The following is a 20,678-nucleotide window of genomic DNA, read 5'->3' as shown; positions in this document are numbered from 1 at the left end:
CGGCGGGAGGGCCGCAGGCGGCCAGGACGAGGCCGGGCGCCTCAGGCGGGGTCGGCGCGACGCGCCGTGCGCCCGGACACCTGCACCCGGTCGATCACGCCCGTGGCGGGATCGCGGTGGAAGCGCCCGCCCGGCTCGGGGCGGCCGGTGTCGGGGGCGAGCAGGTCGTAGGAGAGGTCGGCGAAACAGCGCAGGGGCAACGGCAGGTCGCCGTCCACGGAGAGCGTGGACGATCCGTCGCCCGCGGGCTCGACGCGGTACCGGATCGAACCGTTGCGGTAGGTGCCCGCGCACTCGGGCAGGGGGGCGGGCTCGCCCGCGCCCACGGGCGCGATCGCGGCCGGCACCCGGACACCCGCCAGCTCGGCCAGATCGGCCGCGAGCTCGCGCCAGAGCGCGGTGGCGGTGCCGGAGTTGCCCGCGAAGGCGACCACCACGCCGCTGTCCGGGTCGGCCCGCAGGTGGCAGGAAGTCCCCATGGCGTTGCCGTCGTGGCCGCACCACAACCGGCCGTCCTGCTGGTAGAGGGCGAGCCCCGGGCCCCAGCCGTCCGCGAGCGCACCCGGCCGGGCGCCGGGCTGCGGGCGGCGCATCTCCTCGGCGACGGCGGGGGGCAGGGCCTTGGCCCGGCCGACCAGGGCGCCGCCGAGCGCGGCGAGGTCCGCGGCGCTCGCCAGCAGGGCGCCGGCCGGGGCCTCCAGCGGGGCCAGGTTCTGCCGGACCGGCCGGGCCCGGCCGGTCGCGGCGTTGAGCGCGTGCCCGGCGGCGACCGGGCGTGCGGGTGCGCTCGCGTCGACGAACACGGGCACGGTGCCGAGCGGTTCGAGCAGCAGGGCGGCCACGGCCTCGTGCCAGGGCATCCCGGTCACCGTCTCCACCAGGCGCCCGGCGGCGACGTAGCCGGCGTTGGAGTAGGAGAAGTCCGTCCCGGGCGGGAAGAGCGCGTCCCCGGCCGTGCACACGGACGACAGGTAGTGCGCCGCGGTGGTCCGGGCGGCGGCGTCGGAGTCCGGCCCGGTGGGCAGTCCGCCGGTGTGGCTGAGGAGTTGGCGAATCGTTACTGCTGGCATCCGGCGGAGCTCGGGCAGGTGATCGGCGACCCGGTCGTCGAGGTCGAGGTCGCCGTCGTCGGCGAGGAGCATCACCAGGGCGGCCGTGTAGGGCTTGGTGAGCGACCCCACCGGCACCACGGTGTCCCCGGTGAAGGGCGCACCGGTGGCGGCGTCGGCCACACCGGTGTGCAGGGCCACGACCTCCGAGCCGGTGTCCAGCACCACCTGGGCGCCGGGCACCCGGTGGGTGCGCGCGAGCGTGTCGAGCCGGTGCTGCAGTTCGCGGCGTGAGCGGCGTAAGAGGAACGGCGCGCGCTCGCGGACGGGCGCGGAACTGGGGTACGGCATGGACGGACGCTCCCGTTGACTGGTTCTCAGATGCGGGCGCGGCAAGCGTCCGCGGATGAATTCCTGATTACTGTGGAGCACGCCGTGAAATTTCCTGCCACCTGCGCTCCTCGACTCAAGACTCGCGGGAACAACGGGAATCGACGGAAGCCCTGCCGATGACGGCCGGCTGGGTGTGAACGGGAATCCCCGACCGCTCCCGGCAGGGCGCCGCACCCGCCCGAGGGGAACCGTTCCCGGCCGCTTCGGCGCTCCCCGACCGGACGGTGCGAATGCGACCCGAATTCCACGCCGCCCCGGAACGGCGAACGGGGGAACGGCGGGCGGGAACGGTGCGCGGCGAACGGCCGACCGCCGAATGCCCTCACCCCGCAGGCGGGGCCGGACAGGAATCCCGAACGCTCCAGTCGGCCGCTCCGACGGCCCTGACCTGCGCGATCGTTGCGCCCGGCATGCCTATCCCCCCTGCGATCCCTCCCCGCAGCCACCGTGCGGAACCTGCCACAACCGTCGCGAGGACCGGGCAATACCTTGACGGCCCGAACGCTCGGAACGACGAACGCGGAACAGTCTTCACGGCGGGTCACCCGCTCGCAACCCCTGGCGATTGAACGGAAAGCAACTCTCCCCGGAATCGGAACCGCAAAATCGCTGGTGTGACTCCCGGCCACGCCCGGAACGCCTGATGACGGGTGTGAATTCTTTGGCCGAAAATGTGACACCCCGATCCCCCTGGCCACCCGGCCGGGTTTCCGCGGGGAATAGCCGAGTGATTCCCCTGACGCCTGGGGCGGTTGTGCAGGAATGCGACGGAATAGATCAGGTGCGTTGTGAGTGAATCAATGAGGGCTCTGATGCGCGTGTGCCCCGATGCGCTTGTGCCGTGGTGCGCGTGTGCCCTGTTTCACGCATGCTCTGGTTCACATCGGCCGCCCCGGGGCGCGGGGCGGCCGAGCGGATCCGCCACGCGCCGGAACGCGGGCGGACTCAGGACTCAGGACATCCGTCAGCTCAGAACGCCCGTCAGCCCTGCCAGGAGCTGCCGGTCGAGGGCCGGGTCGCCGTGCCCCCGGTGGACGTCACCGCACGCGACGGAGCGGACGGGGCCGGGCCGGCCGATCCGGTCCCCGAACCGCTGGTCCGCACGGTCGGCGCCGACGAGGTGGTCGACGTCCCGCGCACCGGCGCGGCCGAAGTCCGCGGGGCCGACGCCCCGGACGCCGCCGACTGGCCCGCCGAGGTGCGCGGCGCGGTGGCGCGGCCCTGCGCGGCCACGCCCACGGGCGCGCCGTCGCCCGGTTCGACGCGCTCGATCCGCAGCACCAGGTTCCGGTCGCTGCGGTCACCGCCCCCGTCCCGGTTGCGGCTGTGCACCAGCTGCGTCAGCACACCCCGGACCTCCTGCCAGCGCCCCTGCACCGCGCGGATGTTGGGGCACCACTCGCCCTCGCGCCGGTGCTCCAGGTCGAGCTCCCAGCGCTCGGCGTCCACCAGGTGGCTCGCCCCGACCGTCCCGGGAATCTCGACCGGACGGCCACCGCGCACCGTCACCACCGCCCGCTGCGGCCACTGCCCCTCCACCGCCGTCACCGTGATCCGGCTCCGCCCCTGGTACCAGGCCATCGCTGTCCTCCTCCATCCGTCCTCGCGCCGACCGCCGACCACCGACCGGCCTCCGCCGGTATCACGGCCGGCGCCCCCTCCCGGGTTCGAACGGCGGGTGCGACGGCGCACGTCAGGGGGTGCGTGCGCCCTGGGACGGCGCGACCGTCGAACGATTTATCGACAGGTTCAGGTCAAGGAAATGGCTCGATCACCCCCCTTGTTCGTAGTCGTATACACACATAGCGCGACTGCCCCGCCGCAGTGCGGCGGTTCCCTCACCTACCCATGGAGGTGGCTTCGCCATGTCCGGAACGTCCTCGTACACCGAGCCCGTCGAGCCCACGCCCGCCATCGCCGAAGCGAACCGGAAGGCCGCCGAGGCGGCCAGGATCGCCGACGAGAAGGACGGCCGGGACTTCGCCGACGCCAGCCGGTTCATGATCGCCCCGCCGGACGTGCCCGTCATCATGTCCCGCAAGAACCCGTCGGAGGTGGTCTGGGACTTCACCGCGTACGAGTTCCTCCAGCCGGACCTGCGCACCGAGATGCCCACGGTCAACGGCAGCCTGCACCGGCAGGGCGAACTCACCGCCATCGCCGGGCTGTTCCACGTCACGAGCTGTCCCGCGTACCGGATCTACCAGGTACGCGGCTACGACCTGTCGAACATGACGATCGTCGAGAGCGACGCGGGCCTGGTCATCATCGACCCGCTGGCCTGCTACGAGACCGCGCAGGCCGCGCTCCGGCTGTTCCAGGACAGGACCGAGCTCACCCGGGAGCAGCGACCCGTCCTGGGCGTCGTCTACACCCACTGCCACGTCGACCACTTCGGCGGTTCCCGGGGCCTGTTCGCCGAGCAGGGCGACCCGCTGGAGCCGGGCGTCCCCGTGGTCGCGCCGGAGGGCTTCCTGGAGCACGCGATCAGCGAGAACGTCTACGCGGGCCCCGCGATGGCGCGGCGCGCGCAGTACATGTACGCGGCGCAGCTGGACAAGAGCCCGACGGGGCAGGTCGGTTCGGGCCTGGGCACGACCATCTCCACCGGCGAGGTGACCCTCATCCCGCCGACCGACTACATCGGCGGGCCCCGTCACCAGCCGGTCCCCAAGGACCAGTGGAGCGACAGCACGTACGTCATCCCCTGGCGGCCGGGGCTGTACCAGTTCAACCTGGCCGGCGTGCAGATGCTGTTCCAGCTCACCCCGGGCACCGAGGCCCCGGCGGAGATGAACATCTACTTCCCGGCCGCCCGCACCCTGTGCATCGCGGAGAACGCCACGCACACCATGCACAACATCCTCAGCCTGCGGGGCGCCCAGGTCCGGGACGCGCACGCGTGGTCGAAGTACCTGACCGAGACGATCCAGACCTTCGGCAAGGAGACCGACGTCCTGTTCGCCTCTCATCACTGGCCGATGTGGAGCGAGGAGAGCGAGGGCAGCGCGCCGGGCAACGCCCGCATCCTCGAATTCCTCAACACCCAGCGCGACATGTACGGCTACCTCAACGACCAGGCGCTGCGGCTGATCAACGCCGGCCGCACCGGCATAGAGATCGCCGAGGAGCTGGAGACCCTCCCGCCGGGCCTGGACGACCACTGGTACAACCAGGGCTACTACGGCTCGCTGAGCCACAACCTCAAGGCGGTCCACCAGCGGTACATGGGCTGGTACGACGGCAACCCGGCCCACCTGTGGCAGCTCCCGCCCGTCAAGGCCGGCGCGGCGTACGTCGAGGCGATGGGCGGCGCCGAGGCCGTCGTCACGGCGGCCCAGCGGGCCTACGACACCGACACCACGGACGGCTTCCGCTGGGCCGCCGAACTCCTCGACCACGTCATCTTCGGCGCCGCCGCCGACTCGGGCAGCCCGCTCGCCGAGCCGCAGGTCACCCGGGCCAAGGAGCTCCAGGCCAAGGTCTTCACCCAGCTCGGCTACGGCAGCGCCAACGGGACCTGGCGCAACGCCTACCTGACCGGCGCCCGGGAGGTCGTCGACGGCCCGCAGCCGCTGATCACCAGCCAGACCTCCGCCGACCTGATCCGCAGCACCACCCTGGACCAGTACTTCTCCGCCCTCGCCCGCAGCGTGGACGGGCCGACGGCCGCCGAGCGGAACCGCCTCCCGATCACCCTGAACTGGGTGTTCACCGACACCGGCGACACCTGCACCACCACCCTGCGCAACGGCGTGCTGGTGTTCGTGGCCGGCGGCGACCGCCTCGTCGACGTGCCGGACGCCACCATCACGCTCAGCCGCCAAACCCTCGACGACCTCGCCCAGACCCCCGGCTTCCGGCACAACTTCGACCAGGCCGTCGAGGACCGGCACATCGCGCTGACGGGTGCGAACGCCCAGCAGGCGGCCGACGCCGTCTTCGCCACCCTGACCCTCCCCGACCCGAAGTTCCCCATCGTCACCCCGCCCACCCGGTAAACCTTGCAAAACAGCGCCCCCCTTGCCCGGCACTCACGTGCCGGGCAAGGGGGGCGCCTTCGATCTTCCGAATCGATCCGAACACCCGGCTACGGGTTGTTCGGAGACCTTTTCACGACGTCACAGTGATTCCCCTTCGCTGCCCGTCCCAGCCCTTCGGTGGAACGAGACTCGGGGTCAGCTGAGAGACCTCGATCCTCAGGTCCATCGAGTCATCACCCTCGATCATCCGCACCGTGAGGCGGCGCTCTGGATACGCCGCCAGGAGTCGCCCCTGCCACGTCTGGACCAGAGCGTCACCGAGCTGCCGACAAGCATCCGCAGCGAGTTCGGACGGCCCCCTCATCATCCGGAAGAGGTGCGGGATCTCGAAGATGTTGTAGCTGTCCACCATTTGACCCCATGCCATGGCAGGCCAATCCGGATGCCCGTCGGCCGACGGAGTCGCCAGACAGTTCGCAATCTCAACTTCGTCATTCCCGTAGAGCGCAAAAAAGACGGCGCCGCGGATCTCCACCAGGTTCGGCCAGTAGAGCCATGAGTACATCAAGGCCTGCACCGCATCGCCCGTCTCGCTGAAGTACGAGACCGGATCGCTGGAATCCACTTCAGGGAATGCCTCGTGAAGGATTCGCCGGGATAGTTCGTTCCGACTCATGTGGACTCCCTACGGAAGATAGCCCGGAGGAATGCTCTCCGGAACGTCTGCACCTGGCACTCCGCGACCGCCACCCTTCGGGTAGTAGATCGGTGGTGTGATTCCAGAATGCTCGCCTCCGGTGCCGCGGAACCTCAGCCCCTTACGCCAACCGCTGAAAGCCCATCCATCCTTGATCCAGGCCTGATGCGCACGACCTTGCCATCCTCACCCCATCCGAAAACGGCGCGGTCGCCAGTTGAATCCTCATTCGACCAAAGATCTTCTGCCCGCCCATGTTGGCGCCTGTGCTTCACCACTGCCCGCCGGACAGTTGTACACCAGGATCAGATCGACACCTTCTGGCATATAGTATGCATGCTATACGAAACCCCTCTACCGGACTTTTGGGTCGACGTTAATTATTTGACAGCCCGTCAAATCCCTTGAATTTGAGATTAAGTCCGTGGTTTTTGCCGTCGCCACTGCCGCCAGTTGCGTAGGCCAATCGCCCCTTTTGCCGACTTTACGACTGGCCTTACTGCAATGCTCAGGGCTCGACGCGAACGATGGTCCGGGTGGTTTGCTCGTACGACTGGCGCCATTCTGCACATAGTGCCCTCCTTGCCGTTACGGAAACTCACAGACGCGCCGCGTGACACCCCGCTCGACCCAAAGATACACAACTACGCGGGCGCATAATATTCGACTCCCATGCCTCCACACTATAGGTGCACTTCACATCTACCTGCGACGCGAGATCGCGGTCCGGTTCGGCCACCCGCAGAAGGCTACCCACACAGTGCTGCGGGTCTCCTTCGCGAAGCTGGCCGATTACCAGAAGCGCAGCCCAGTCCATTTCCACACCGTGATCCGATTCGATGGCTCTGAAGATAGCAGCGAGCCCCCCCCGCCGCCCAGGTACGCGACCGCCGAAGTCCTCACAGTGCTATAGAAGCCGCTACCGAGCACGTCACCCTGACCGCCACCTCCGATGTCGCGGGGGAGAACGCGAACTCACCTGGAGCGAACAGCTCGACGTGCGCGAGACCGCCGCCTACGCGGCCAAGTACGCCACCAAGTCCGCCGAATCACCCGGCGGGTTCGACCGCGCCCTGCTCTGCCGCCACCGCAAGGGGCACGGAATGGCCCCGTCCGCATAGACCGGCGCGCCAGTGGAGTGCCGGACCTGCCCGGGTACCAGCCAGTCCCGCCCGCCGCCCCGCCTAGCCGTAGAACGGCACGCGCGGCAGATGATCCGCACCTGCTGAAACCTGGGCCAGCGCTAGGAGTTTTTGCCGGCCCCAAGCTCTGGAAGTGGGCGCACATGCTCGGCTTCCGGGGCTCCGGCTCCTCCTCCAGCGCCAAGCCAGCGACACCCTTAGCAACGCCCTCCACAACCCCAACGAGACCTCCAACGTGCCCGGAGACGGCAACGATCCATCGCTTCGTGAGGTGCCCGTCCGCTGACGTTGCCGTCAGCTACTGTCGTCAGACGCCACAGCGGCCCCACCGGATGGATCCGGTGGGGCCGCTGCATAAGCCGCGGAAATTTAGCGATTTCACTGCCGGATTAGTTGCACCAAAGTCGCTTCACGACAACTTGAGTGCATCACCAGCGATGCCGACAACCAGCGACTCTGATCCCTCGACCAGATAATCATGGTCTGGAAAGTAATCCACATGGAGGTGGTCGTCTTGATCCGCCCCCAAGGCGAACGCTTCGATATTATCGGCAAGAATAGCAAGAGAATCTAGCTCGCCTTGAACCTCCATAGCTTCGCCGTCTCCCGAAGAAGAAATACGAACCTTCCCTCTCGCTTGCTGAAATTCGATCCGCGACAACGCCCTATCGTACGGGAATGGATTCGATGCTTTCGGAATGCGGATTTCTCCTCGACCGCTCCGCAGCTCCCGGCCCAAGGCCAGCAGCTCGGAGCGAGTTCCAGAGAGCTCCATTTCCCCGGTCGAATCTTCGCGCAAGACCTTCAACGCCACACCTCCGTAAGTTGTCTACCGCCAGTAGTCACCCGGCCGGATCGTAGATGGATCGATAGGAGTATGGGGATCCTTGAGCGGACCACTCGTAACCGTCTTTCCATTGATCTGGGTTTCCAGATTAAGATGTGGTCCAAGTTTCTGGACATGAGCACTATCGGGGTTCACATCGAACCGCGCAATCTTCCTGATCGCGTTCCCGTCCTCGCCGGTCGTCACGCTCATGAACTGAACTCCGCCGCTTCCAGACCGCACCACTGTTGCATCGTCACCAACATGTGCAACGGCACGGTTGACGGCCTCATCCATCGAAATATCGCAGTTGTGTACCAGGACCGGAGTGGCCCCCGCGAGCACATAGTACGTGTGGAGTTCGGCGACGCTCAGGTCGCGAGCTTCCTGCGGATCGGTCTCGTAGTTGCGGATGGCCTGGACGGTGAGGAAAGTGCCGTCGGCCGCGCGGACCCGGTCGCCGGCGTGGAGGTCGGAGGCATTGGTCCAGCGCTGGGTGGTCTCGTCCCAGAAGGGGTGGTGCTGGGTCGAGGTGAGGGTGACGGCCGGCTTCGCGTCCGTGCTGAGGCTGAGGTCGGTGAACTGCCGGTCGTCAGGAGTGACGATGGTGGCGGCGACGGCCTCGGCCTTGGTGCTGTCGGTCTGCGGGTCGGTCGACAGGACTTCGTCGCCCGGTTTCACGTCCTTGATGGGTTTGCTGCTGCCGTCGGCGAGTAGGACGGGTGTGTCGGGTTTGAAGCTGTGCTTCTTCCCTCCGGTGAGGCAGCTTTCGGCCGCCTGCTCGGCCTCGCGGGCGGCCTTGGACTCCGTGCGCCAGGCCTTGAAGCCGTCGTAGAGCTCGTTGGCGAGGCGCTTGATCGTCTTGGCGAGCTCGTAGGCCTTGCCCCAATGGAACGCGTACTTCTTGGCGAGCTTGGCGAGCGGACCGCCGCCGATCAGGCTGGTGGCGACGTTGAGCACGGTCTCGCCGCAGGCGCCGAGGTCGCCCTTGGTGACGCAGTCGAAGGCGTCCGTGATGCCGAGTTCGTCGGCGGCGATCTTGGCCAGCTGCTTGCCGGCGCCCATCACCTTCTGCTTGGCCTGGTTCTCCTTGTGGTGCGCCGCTTCGACCTTCTGCTTCGCGGCTTCGGCCCGCTGTGCGCTCTCTTCCGCCTGGTCGACCGCCGGGACGGAGACGACGTTCGGGGAGACGGGTTTAGCGCTCGGGATGGCCCAGCCCATGGCCGAGGCGACCGCAGTGGCGACCGCGATGATGAGCGGCTTGATGAAGTCGACGATGGAGAACAGACCGCTGGGGTCCGCACGGTTGACGGGATCGTTGTCGCCGTACGCGTAGCCGTTCCACTGCTGGGGATCGGCCCGGTCGAGGATGGGATCGAGGCTCAGGAACCGCCCGGTGGTCGGTTGGTACTGCCGGGCCCCGAGGTTCGTGAGTCCAGTGACGTCGTCCTTGGTACCGCCGACGAAACCCTTGTCTCCGGCCCAGGTACTCGGCTGGGTGCCCCGGGGGTTGCCGAACGGGTCATTGGGCCGTCGGGTCTCGGTCAGAGTTGCCGAGTCGATGCCCAGGACGCCGGTGCCGTGGTGGTCGGCGATCTGGTAGGTCAGCCTGCCGCCGCCCTGGCGGACCAGGGTGGTGCCGCCGGGTATGTCGTAGTAGCGGGCGCCGGCGAGTTGCTTGGTGGTGGTGCTGGTGTCGACGGTGAGCTCGTCGGCCCCCATGTTGATGGTGGTCTTGCCGGGGTTGCGGCGGATGAGCTGGTTGCCCTCGGCGTCGTACAGGTAGGTGGTGGTGCCGCCGTCGGTCTTGGCCAGCGACTCCAGCCGGTCCTCACCGTTCCAGGTGAGCTTGGCAGTGCCGTTGGTGTCGGTGATGGCGGTGGTGCGCCCGGCCGCGTCGTACTGGGTGGTGCTGGTGGTGGGCGCGTTGTTGCCCGTCCTGCTGGTGGAGCTCAGCAGGGCGTGCGGCCCGCCGGTGCCGCCACCGCTGTTGGGCGCGCTGGTCGGGGCGTTGCGGGTGCCGGTGGACGGGAAGGTCTGGGTGACCGTGGTGTCCTTGGCAGTGTCGCCGCCGGCGTCGTGCACGACGAGCTGGGTGCGGTTGCCCGTCAGGTCGTACTGGTAGCTCTGCCAGTAGGGCGCGAAGCCGCCGACGGTGGTGCGGGTGGGCGCCTGGGCGCCGCTGGTGGGCGTGGAGTTGGTGCAGGCCCCCTGGCCGCCCACCGCCGGGTCGGGCGCCTGGTCGAGGCGTCCGGTGTCGGACCACGCGGTGCTCAGCCGACCGAGGTGGTCGTAGCTGAAGCACTGCAGGTCGGTGGCGCTCGGTGTGTTGTCGGGGATGGCCCGGATCGCGGTGATGCGGCCGACCTGGTTGTAGGCGTAGGTGGTGTTCTGGACGGTGCCGGTGGTCGAGGTCTGCTTGTCGACGTACTGGTTGAGGGTGCGGCCGGTCGGCTCGTCGTAGGTGGCGGTGGTGACGACCTGGGTGCCCCACGGGTTCATCGTGGAGCGGATGTTGCGGCCGTAGGCGTCGTAGTCCGACTGGAGGTCGTACATCTTGCCGCCGTACGCCCCGAACTTCGAGAGCAGACCGTAGACCTCGTAGGTGTACACGATGGTCTCGGAGTAGACGTCGCCGACGGTCGGGCGGGTCTCCTCGGTCTTGGCCCCGGTGATCGGGTCGTACTTGGCGCTGGTGGTGTAGGTGACCGGGCTGGTCTGTCCGACCTCGCTGCCGGGGATCGTCAGGGTGGTCTTGGTCGGCCGGTAGCCGATGTCCATGGACACGACCGCGTTGGTGTACGCGGCACCCTTCGCCCCGCCCACGTAGCGGGTGGAGCTGTCCTGCTGCCCCTTCGCGACGGTGTCGTACGCGTAGCCGGTCAGCTGGTTCTCCGGGCTGACCGTGCCCTGGTACGTACCGGTCCTGCGACCGAGCAGGTCGTAGGCGGTGGCGATGGTCTGGCCGCCGGCGTTGGTGCTGGAGGCCACGCGCCCCGCGGCGTTGTACGTGGTGGAGCTGTTGCCCGCGTCCGGGTCGCTGGCGCCGGTCTGGCGGCCGCGCTGGTCGTAGGTGTAGGACCAGGTGTTGCCGGCGGCGTCGGTGCGGGAGGCTTCCTGGCCCCCCGGGTTGAAGGCGTAGCTGGTGACGTCCGCGTCGGCGCTGTTGCCGGTGGCGACGGGCGTCCGGTACTGCCACAGCTGGGTCGTGCGGCCGCGGGCGTCGTTGACCGTGGTGGTCGGGGTGGCGCCGGCGGGCGGGGTGACGTCGGTGCGGTCCGCGCCCGGGTAGGACGTGGTGGTGGCGTTCTGCGCGACACCGTAGGCGCGGAACTGGACGCTGGTGGTACGGCCCTGGCCGTCGAAGACGCTGTAGGTCTGGTTCGGGACCTTGGCGTCCTCGGGCTCGAACCGCGTGGTCGCGGGGCCGGCCTGGTCGTTGTAGTAGGTGTTGTTGACGCGGTTGGCGCGGCCCTGGGAGTCGTAGTAGGTGTCGGTGATCATCCGGCCGTGGTAGGCGGAGATCGCCGGGTCGGCCTGGGTCTGCACCACGCGGGCGAGCCCGTCCATGATCTGGACGGACTGGGCGTAGCTGCTGTTGGCGCGCAGGCGGCCGGAGGTGACGCTGCTGGGAGCACCGTTGCCGACCGCGTAGCTGTAGGTGTAGTTCGCCTTGTCGCTGGTCGTCCGGCCCGCGAGCCAGACGGCGGTGAGGCGGCCCAGGGCGTCGTAGGCCTGGGTGACGGTGCGCCCGTTGGCGTCGGTGCCGGTGATCGGCAGGGCCCGGGCGGGGTTGAGGGTCGCGGTGGAGATCCGGCCGGAGGCCGCGTCGGGAGCCCCGACAGGGGCCGGCGAGGTGATCGTCGTCCCGTTGGGCAGCTCGCCGGGGTTGGCGGAGTTGTAGACCGTGGTGGTGGCCGCGCCGCCCGGGTGGGCGGAGTCGGTGGTGGTGGGGTCGGTCACGGTGACCGGGCGCCCGTAGGTGTCGTAGGTGCTGAGGCCGGTGGTGGTCCACTGGGCCTTGCCGGAGTCGTCGAACTTCTCCAGGACCTGGATGCTGCTCGCTTCGCCCTTGGCGCCGGCGCTGCCGAAGGCGGCACCGTCGAAGACGGTCCGCGAACCCGTGAGGGTGTTGGCGGCCGTGGGGGCGGCGGTGCAGGCGTTCGGGCCGGAGACCGAGATGGCCTCCGAGACCAGCACGGTCATGATCGGGTCGGTGCCCGTGGCGTACGTGGTGCGGGCGCAGACGTCCGGGGTGCCCTCGGCCTGGTTGAGCACGGTGACGGGCCGGTTGGCGTGCGCCGGGTCGGTGGTGGTGGTGTCGGTGGTGGTGCGCCAGGTGCCGTCGGTCTTACGGGCCTTGGCGGTGACGACGCTGCTGGTGGAGGTGTAGCGGGCGACGAGGTCGGGCAGGCCGTCACCGCGCACGTGGGTCGCGGTGGTGGCCGGTCCGGAGCTGGTGCTGACGCTGAAGGCGACCGGTTCGGTCGCACCCGCCTGAGCGTAGGTGTCCGATTCCAGGACCTGGCCGGAGAGCCAGTCGCTGTCGGTGACCGGTCCACTCATCGGGCCGGCGACCGTCCGGGAGCGCTTGGCGCCGGAGGCGGTGAGGTCACCGTCCATGCCCTGGTGGTAGGTGGTCGACTTCTGGCCCTGGACGCCGTCCTTGCCGGTTCCGATCACGGTCGTCACCGTGGCGAAGCCCCGGAAGTCGTCCCAGGTGCGGTCCTTCGCCTCGACGAACCGGCCGTCGTTGCGGTGCCAGGCGGCGTCGCCGTAGGTGTACGTGGTGGTCTGCGGGAGCGCGCCCTTGACGAGGTCGGAGCGCGGGTCGACGGTGATCGTCTTGACCGGGTAGCGCAGGAACCAGTCGTCCACCGGGTTGCTGTCGGCGGTGGAGTTGGGCTGGTACCACTTGACGTTGAAGCAGCCGAGCTTGTTGTCGTCCGCCGACGTCGGCATCACCCCGGCGGTGCGGGAGCAGGACGCCTGGTAGTAGTCGACGTTGATGGCGCCGCCGGTCTCGGTGGTCACCGAGGCGATGCGCGGCCGGTTGTAGGCGGGGCGGGAGGGGCCCGCGCCGTCCACCCGGTTGGGTAGCAGGACGTCGGCGAAGGTGACGGCCGGGAGGGTGAACGGCTTCTGGCCGTTGAACTCGTCCTTGGCGGTGCGCTGGACGGAGGCCAGCCACGGGACCGCGGTGTTCTCGGTGCTGTTCTGGACCAGCTTCAGGACGTGGTTGAGCGCGTAGGAGTCGACGTCGCGGTAGCCGTTGCCGGAGCGGATCCGGGTGGTGATGGTGTTCAGCCACTTCGTGGTGAAGTAGCTGGGCCCGTAGTTGGCGCACACGTCGTTCTGCGCGCACTGCTTGTCCAGCGGGACGTCGGGCCAGTTCGCCGCGTTGGCGGCGGTGCGCTGGGCCGGGTCGCAGGCCGCGGCGCCGGTGACGCAGCGCTCGCCGGAGTCGAAGTCGATCCGGGCGGCGGGCTGGTAGCCACCGTTGGCGTTCAGCTGGTCGGACAGCAGCTGCCCGTAGCCGATCGAGGCCACGACGCCACCGCGGGTGTAGGCGGTGTTGGTGCCCTTGCCCCGGTTCTGGCCGCCGCCGCGCGCGTAGTAGTTGGTCTCGGGCGTGTAGCTGTAGGTGGTCAGATTGCCGTAGACGTCCACCTCCGAGTCGAGGTTCCAGCGCCAGGCGGTCTGGCACCAGGAGTCCTTGCCCTTGCCCGCGTCGTAGCAGGGGTCGCCGCTGTTGGGCGAGTACACCGGAACGGTCCAGGCGGAGTTGGTGTCCGGGCCGATCGTGGTGGGCTTGCCGGTGGCGGAGGGAAGGTGGTTCAAGCCGAAGTAGTAGGCGGCACCGGCGGCGTCGGTCAGCTTGATGTACGAGCCGTTCCAGGTGCCGTTGGTGGCGCCGGTCAGGAACTCGATCCTGCTGCCGTCATCGGTCTTGAGCCGCCAGGTGCACCTGGACCACTCGTCCGGGCCGGCCGTCTTCGGGCACGAGGCGTCGTCGGGCACCAGTTCGCCGGAGTGGCCGGCCAGGGACAGGGTGAGGTTGGCCTCGCCCCAGCACTGGTCGCCGGAACCGGTGATGCCGTCCTTCGCGCACGGGCGGAAGGAGCGCTCGACGAAGCCCGGGCTGTAGTCCCAGCCGTCGCCGATCCAGGAGGCCTGGGAGTTCGTCGAGGAGGTCTTGCCGTCCACCGCGGTCGAGCTGTATCCCAGGGCGACATTCGGCGCGCCGCCACCGATGCTCGGGGGCGCCTGCACGGGATAGCTGTAGCTGAACGCGCCCGAGGCCTCGCCGGCCGTCCAGGACTGGCTGGGTGCCAGGTTGGTGGCGCTGTAGGTGCCGGCCCCGCCGGTGGCGGGCGCGTCGGCGGCGAGCACGGTCGGTGCGGCCGCGCCGGCGGTGAGCCCGGTGCGGAACGCGGCCTGCGTCACGCCTGTCTTCGGGGCGGCCGCGGCCGTGGAGGCCGGGCCGGCAACGGCGGCTGGCAGATCGACGTCGGCGACCAGCTTCCCGGTCTGGGCGTCGTAGTGCGACTCGACGGGCTTGCGCTCCAGGCAGCCCTCAGCCTGGGGGGTGGTCAGGGAGCAGGCCGGCAGGGTGTAGAGGCGGGCGCGCTGGGACCAGTCGCCGCCGAGCCCGGCTCCGAAGGCGGAGGCGTCCAGGCTGACCCGCAGCTTGGACGCGTTCGACGGGTCGGTCGGCGTGAGCGCCACCAGGTTGGTGCGCGATCCCGCGGACGCGGCGGTCTTCGCGTCGGTGACCTCGACGTGCACCGAGGACTTGGCGCCGGGCTCGACGGGCGCGTCCTTCTGTGTAGCCGCCCGGCCGTCGGCGGCCACGGGCGCCAGCCACACCGGGAGGGCGCCTGCCTTGGTGGAGGCGCCGGCGGAGGGCTCGATCACGGTCTGGCCGGCCTCGTCCAGCCGGGCCGCCCGACTGCCGGCCGACGGTGCAGCCGCCAGCTCGACAGTGGACGCACCATGAGGGGGGACCGCCGGGGATTTTGGCGGCACCCAGTCAGGAGTCGCAATTCGTACCGGAACCTGAGATCCGGGCTTCGCGTCCTGCCCGGGAACGGATGGCGTGGACGGAAGTTGAGTGGTCGTCGGGGACCAGATCCTGTTCTCGTCCGAACCGACGGCGAATGCGGGAACCCCAGCCGCCGGCACGACGAGTCCCGCCATCATAGCCAGTGCGCTGAGCAGTGCTGTTCTGGGTTTTCTCGCCCGTTGGGCGGTTCTTCCCCTGGTTGATCGAGCACGACGGGTGGACGCCACCACTGCCCCCTACGGGAATTGACCATGCCTCTGGGCATGGAACAGCCGAAATTAACGTCGGCGACACTACGAACTCGTTCACATCACCGTCGAGTCCAAGATCAATTTTTTGTAAGTGGCATACATCACGTTGACCGACAAACCGTCAGCTGGTCTCACTAAAGGGACATATCACCCGGTTAATGATTTGACGAACCTTCACTTCCTGGGCGAAATTCCGCATGTCCTGTGCGCATTGCCCGATCCCGGCGGTGTCCGCACCAACCATCACTTCCGGGGGAGGCCCCGTCATGCCCGAACGCCCACCGAGAGAACACTCGAGAACCCGGGGGCGAGCTGTGTCTCGGCTGCGCTTCGCCGCCGCCGCAACCGGATTCGTCCTCGCCCTGTCCTCCGCGATGCCCGCCTTCGCCGGCACCACGCCGAGCGGGACCGACAGCAAGACCCTGACCGAGCTCATGGCGGCCGCGGATGCCGCACACGCCAAGGACCGCCCGAAGGACCGGCCGGCGGATGACACCGCGTTCGCCCAGGCCAAGGCGACCGGCAAGAGCGTCCTGATCGACCGTCTGACCACCGAGTTCACCGAGACCTACGCCACCCCGGACGGCCGGCTGCAGGAGTCGCGCCACCCGCAGCAGCAGCGGATGAAGGCCGACGGCCAATGGCGCCCGCTGGACGCCACCCTGACCGCGCGACCGGGCGGCGGCTTCGCCCCCAAGGCCACCCCGTCCGGTGTGGTCCTGTCCGGCGGCGGTGACGGGCCGCTGGCCACCATGACCAGCACGGACGGGAAGAGGCTGGCGCTGACCGCACCGTTCCCGCTGCCCGCACCCCAGGTCCAGGGCGACAGCCTGCTCTACCCGGCGGTCCTCGGAGCCGACACCGATCTGAAGGTCACGGTCGGAAAGGCCGGCAGCGTCAGCACGGTACTGATCGTCAAGACCGCCAAGGCAGCGGCGGACCCGGCGCTGAAGAACCTCCACTTCGGCACCGTCACGGACGGGGTCACCATCACGTCCGACGAGAACCACGACCTGACGGCCTCCGCCGCCGACGGTCCCCGCTGGCACGCACCCGCGCCCCGGATGTGGGACAGTACCCCCGCCGCCGGCGCGCCGACGGCCTCCGCCGACGCCACCCGGACGAGCACTCCGGGTGTCAAGGCCGCGAGCTTCCGCGCTGCGGCCGCGGCCATGCCCGCAGCCGACACGACGCACTCGCCGTCACCGGCCCCCAGCGCCTCCTCCGGCGCGGGCGGCCGCGAGGTGGTCCCCTCGGTGAGCACCCCGGAGAGCCCCGGCGCCGGCGCGAAGGTCGCGACGATGCCGGTGGCCACCACGTCCTCTGGCATCGACGTCACCCCGGACCAGGACATCCTTGCCACGGGCACCGCGCCGTACTTCATCGACCCGGCCTGGATCCCCTGGGTCAACGGCAGTTACGGCTCCACCTTCGTCCAGTCCGCGCACCCCGGCGCTACGCACTACAACGTCAACGGCCCGGCGGACAGCGACCACCTGGGCGTCGGCAAGTGCGGCAGCTACCCGAGCGCGCCCAGCTGCAACCCGGCCGACATCGAGCGGGCCTACTTCCAGATCGACACCCGCGGTCTGAACGGCGCGGCGATCAACTCCGCGCGGCTGGACTTCGCCGAGTACATCTCCGCCGACTGGGACTGCAACAAGACCTACGGCGTCGACCTCTACCTCGTCGACCGCCCCATCAACACGGGCACGAACTGGAGCAACCGGCCCCAGCCGGTCGGCGGCCCGATCGAGACCGCCCAGGTCGCCGGTTCCGGCCGCGGCGCCTGCCATGACAACGTCCCGGTGACGTTCTGGAACGCCGGCCCGACCGTGGCGCAGTGGGTCAACGAGCCCTGGCTGACCTTCGGACTCCAGGCCTCCGACGAGAACAACGCCTACGCGTTCAAGCGCTTCGACTACGGCGCCACGCTCACCGTCACCTACGACCGCACCCCCAACACCCCGACAAATCCGTACACCTACCCGGTCCCCCACACCGTCGACCCCGCCCGCCAGACCCAGGGCTGCAACGGCGACAACTGGGGCTGGCTCGGTGCCGGTTCGGACCTCAACGGCGCCGTCACCCTCAACGCCACCGTCAGCAGCCCCGTCCAGGGGCAGCTCTACTCCTGGTCCCACATCTGGGACTACACCGTCTCCGGCGTTCCCGATGTCGACAGCGGCTACTCACCCCTCGTCAACAATGGTGGCAACGCTGCCTTCACCGTCAACCCGAACGTCATCAAGGACGGTCACCTCTACGGCTACGGCATCATGGCCAGCGACCAGTTGGTCGGTCTCTCCGGTTCCACCCCCACCTGCCGCTTCGGTGTCGACCTGACTCCTCCGCAGGTCTCTGTTCCCGGCGTCTACGACCAGCTCTCCGACGGCGCACTGGCCACCCAGTTCCCGCCCTCCGGCAACGGGCAGACCACCAAGATCCGCACCTGGCAGACCGGGTACGTCCCCGTCACCCTCACCGATCCCACCCCCAACGACGGCGTCGCCTCCGGGGTGAAGTGCCTTCGCTGGAGCTGGGACCCGCAGCTTGCCGGCGCCGGCTGGCAGTGCGGCGGCGCCATGCCCACCGGCGGCATTCCGGTCATGGCCGGCCGCTGGGGCACCAACGTCCTGTTCATCCAGGCCCAGGACGACGCAGGTAACGTCTCCCCCGTCTCCCAGTACGCCTTCTACGTGCCGTGGAACCCCGACGGCCCGCCGCCGGTCTTCGGCGACATCACCGGAGACGGCGCTCCCGACATCGTCACCTACGACGGGGCCGGCAACCTCCGCGCGTACAACGTGCCCGGCAACTCCCTCGCCAAGAGTCCCACCGCGGCTCTGGCGGCGCTGCCGGCCGACTCCCCCACCGGCAGCTGGACCAACGGCGTCCAGTTCACCCACCGCGGTACCCTGACCGGCGGCAAGAACGTCGACGACCTCATCGTCCACCCGGCGGGCGACAAGGACATCTACCTCTACGGCAACCCCGGAAACACCGGCTACTCCGGCCGCTTCGACAGCAAGGCCGTGCTCACCAAGCCCAACTGCAGCGACGCGGACAGCCCGCCGCCGCAGTGCGCGCCGGGAGTGTACGCCGCCGACTGGTCCACCACTCTGCAGGTCGCCTCGCTCGGTGACCCCGCGCACAGCGACCTCGACACCAAGCTGCAGTTCAAGAACCAGACCGGCCTGCTGACGGTCGAGAGCAACGGCAGCGACGCCGGCCTGTGGTTCTACCCGGCCACCGGCGCCCAGACGCTCGGCGCCCCCGTGCAACTGGCGGCCTCCGGCTGGAAGGACATCGACCTTCTCACCCCGGGTGACTGGGCGGGCCAGGGACACCCCGGCCTGTGGACCCGCAACCGCGCCACCGGCGATCTGCGCGCCTACACCTTCACCACCGGCACCTACGCCCCGACCCACAACGGCGAGCCCGTCCGGGACGACTTCGGCAACCCGATCAGCGTGCCCACGGTGACCGCGATCTCCGCCGCCGTCCCGATCGGGAACGTCTCCGCCACGACGTGGCCCGTCCTGGGTTCCGACGGCGACCTGACCGGCAACGGCGCCCCCACCCTCTGGGGCCGCAACGCCGACGGGCAGATCCAGATCTGGTGGGGACACCGCAGCGGCGACCCCACCAATCCCACCTTCACCTGGGACGCCGGTCCCCAGAACGCCGCCAGTGCCGCCGCCGCCCCGAGCTGGTGGGCCATGGACGGCAGGACCGAGAAGGTCGTCGACAGCAGCATCAACAACCCGCTGAGTCCCAGCGGCGCCCCCACCCGCACCGCCGACCACAACAACGTCGCCGGCGCGGCCACTGCCCTCAACGGCAGCAGCTACTACAAGACCAAGCAGAGCCCCGGCATCGACACCACCCGCAGCTACAGCGTCGCGGCCTGGGCGAAGATCAACAACACCAACGGCTTCCGGACCATCGTCTCCCAGACCGGGAACCAGCGGAGCCCGTTCTACCTCCAGTACTCCTCCTCCTTCGGCCGCTGGTCGTTCACCCTCGCCGGTGAGGACCGCTACCCGCCGGCCAAGTACTACACGGTGAACGACACCGCAGCGCCCCAGGTCGGCGTCTGGACCCACCTCGTCGGCACCTACAACGCCGACACCCAGGCGATCACCCTCTACGTCAACGGGCAGGCCGTCGGCACCACCAAGGTCGACGCCGACTGGCACGGCTGGACGGCCGACGGCCCGATCACCATCGGCGCCGAGACCACGCACCAGCTCCCCGACGCCGCCGGACTCGACGGCGCGGTCAGCGACGTGCGGCTCTACCCGTATGCCGTCACCGACCAGCAGGCCAACAACCTCGCCACCGGTAACGCCAGCGTCCACGTCCAGAGCGCCTACGCCTACGGCAAGTGCGTCGACGACTGGGGTGGCGGCTCAGCTGGTGCGACGATCGCCATCTACGACTGCTGGAACGGAGCGAACCAGCACTTCACCTTCACTCCCGACGACACCATGACCATCAACGGCAAGTGCGTCGGCACTCAGGACAACGCCTCCGGTAACGGGGCCAAGGTCGTCCTGCGCGACTGCAACCCCGCCGAGGGCGGCCAGCAGTGGCTGCGGCGCTACGACGGCAGCCTCTTCAACCCGCAGTCCGGCCGCTGCCTGGAACTCCCCGGCTGGACCACCACCAACGGCACCCAGCTCGACATCTGGGACTGCCACGGCGGGGCCAACCAGCGGTGGACCTACACCGCACAGCTGACTGGCTGACGGTCAACCGGCACCACCACGCGAAGGCCGTTGGCTCCCCCATGGGGGAGCCAACGGCCTTCGCCGTACCCGGACGGCCGCCAAGCGGGCCCGGGCCGATTCGCAGGGCGGGGCCTACCGGCGCAGGGCCTACAGGGACCACAGGGCCCGACACCGAGACCTTGTAACCCCTCCTCCTGAAGCCCCTGTTCGACGCCCACGGCCCCGGCCGCGCCGCCACTGAGGCCGGCCAGCCACACCCGCCCGTACGGCACGATGACCGCCCCCACGTCACTGTCCGCCACACCTGCGGCCTCGGCTACGTCTGCGTGGACCCGCAACGAGGGCCACCGCTTCTACGAGAAGCTCGGCTTCGTCCCGTCGCACGTCGGATTCAAGCTCCAGCTCTGAGGCCTTGAAGTCCCAAAGCCCCGGAAATGCAAAGAACCCCCATCCGGTTTCCCGGATGGGGGTTCTCTGTGAATGATTGTTCGGCGGCGTCCTACTCTCCCACAGGGTCCCCCCTGCAGTACCATCG

Annotated in this window: 9 protein-coding genes and 1 pseudogene; 5 read left to right on the top strand and 5 right to left on the bottom strand. The window is 69.2% G+C overall.

The window, feature by feature from the left end:
• Positions 1-41 precede the first annotated feature (41 nt).
• Both ACFWPT_RS31445 and ACFWPT_RS31440 read right to left on the bottom strand, forming a co-directional pair.
• On the bottom strand, positions 42-1,400 hold the full coding sequence (locus tag ACFWPT_RS31445; RefSeq protein ID WP_380377013.1) for a serine hydrolase domain-containing protein: 1,359 nt from the start codon (positions 1,398-1,400) through the stop codon (positions 42-44).
• 1,023 nt (positions 1,401-2,423) lie between these two features.
• Positions 2,424-3,023: a hypothetical protein gene (locus ACFWPT_RS31440; protein WP_380430113.1), complete on the bottom strand. Its 600-nt coding sequence runs from the start codon at positions 3,021-3,023 to the stop codon at positions 2,424-2,426.
• A gap of 284 nt (positions 3,024-3,307) precedes the next feature.
• Between ACFWPT_RS31440 and ACFWPT_RS31435 the strand changes: the two genes are divergently transcribed.
• Positions 3,308-5,443 (top strand): alkyl/aryl-sulfatase, encoded by a 2,136-nt coding sequence (locus ACFWPT_RS31435; protein WP_380485922.1) that lies wholly within the window; start codon positions 3,308-3,310, stop codon positions 5,441-5,443.
• A 112-nt stretch (positions 5,444-5,555) separates the two neighbouring features.
• On the opposite strand, the gene ACFWPT_RS31430 is transcribed toward ACFWPT_RS31435, so the two are convergent.
• Entirely contained in the window at positions 5,556-6,101 is a 546-nt protein-coding gene (locus tag ACFWPT_RS31430; protein WP_380485920.1) for a hypothetical protein, read from the bottom strand.
• Between the two features lie 634 nt (positions 6,102-6,735).
• On the opposite strand from ACFWPT_RS31430, the gene ACFWPT_RS31425 reads away from it, so the two are divergent.
• Positions 6,736-7,035, top strand: a complete 300-nt coding sequence (locus tag ACFWPT_RS31425) for a replication initiator (RefSeq protein WP_380485918.1) — start codon at positions 6,736-6,738, stop codon at positions 7,033-7,035.
• Positions 7,036-7,120: 85 nt separating this feature from the next.
• Positions 7,121-7,243 (top strand): hypothetical protein, encoded by a 123-nt coding sequence (locus ACFWPT_RS31420; protein WP_380485916.1) that lies wholly within the window; start codon positions 7,121-7,123, stop codon positions 7,241-7,243.
• Positions 7,244-7,673: 430 nt separating this feature from the next.
• Here ACFWPT_RS31420 and ACFWPT_RS31415 read toward each other — a convergent pair whose 3' ends face one another.
• Positions 7,674-8,078: a hypothetical protein gene (locus ACFWPT_RS31415; protein ID WP_380485914.1), complete on the bottom strand. Its 405-nt coding sequence runs from the start codon at positions 8,076-8,078 to the stop codon at positions 7,674-7,676.
• A gap of 15 nt (positions 8,079-8,093) precedes the next feature.
• Positions 8,094-15,008, bottom strand: coding sequence for an RHS repeat-associated core domain-containing protein (locus ACFWPT_RS31410; protein WP_380485912.1), 6,915 nt, complete (start codon positions 15,006-15,008; stop codon positions 8,094-8,096).
• Between the two features lie 713 nt (positions 15,009-15,721).
• On the opposite strand from ACFWPT_RS31410, the gene ACFWPT_RS31405 reads away from it, so the two are divergent.
• Together ACFWPT_RS31405 and ACFWPT_RS31400 are read left to right on the top strand one after the other, a co-directional pair.
• The gene (locus tag ACFWPT_RS31405) at positions 15,722-20,161 is read left to right on the top strand and encodes a LamG-like jellyroll fold domain-containing protein (RefSeq protein ID WP_380485910.1); all 4,440 of its coding nucleotides are present in this window, start codon (positions 15,722-15,724) and stop codon (positions 20,159-20,161) included.
• A gap of 300 nt (positions 20,162-20,461) precedes the next feature.
• Positions 20,462-20,551 (top strand): annotated as a pseudogene (locus ACFWPT_RS31400) (GNAT family N-acetyltransferase); the annotation flags it as partial.
• Positions 20,552-20,678 lie beyond the last annotated feature (127 nt).

Origin of the sequence: Kitasatospora sp. NPDC058478 (assembly GCF_042720345.1) — a bacterium.
In the GTDB taxonomy this organism is placed as follows: domain Bacteria; phylum Actinomycetota; class Actinomycetes; order Streptomycetales; family Streptomycetaceae; genus Kitasatospora.
Note: the sequence above shows the minus strand (reverse complement) of the source record. Positions and strands in the feature narration are given on the sequence as shown.

Coding starts and splice junctions, on each gene's coding strand:
- ACFWPT_RS31435 (WP_380485922.1), top strand. CDS start 3,308: ATGTCCGGAACGTCCTCGTACACCGAGCCCGTCGAGCCCACGCCCGCC.
- ACFWPT_RS31440 (WP_380430113.1), bottom strand. CDS start 3,023: ATGGCCTGGTACCAGGGGCGGAGCCGGATCACGGTGACGGCGGTGGAG.
- ACFWPT_RS31445 (WP_380377013.1), bottom strand. CDS start 1,400: ATGCCGTACCCCAGTTCCGCGCCCGTCCGCGAGCGCGCGCCGTTCCTC.
- ACFWPT_RS31430 (WP_380485920.1), bottom strand. CDS start 6,101: ATGAGTCGGAACGAACTATCCCGGCGAATCCTTCACGAGGCATTCCCT.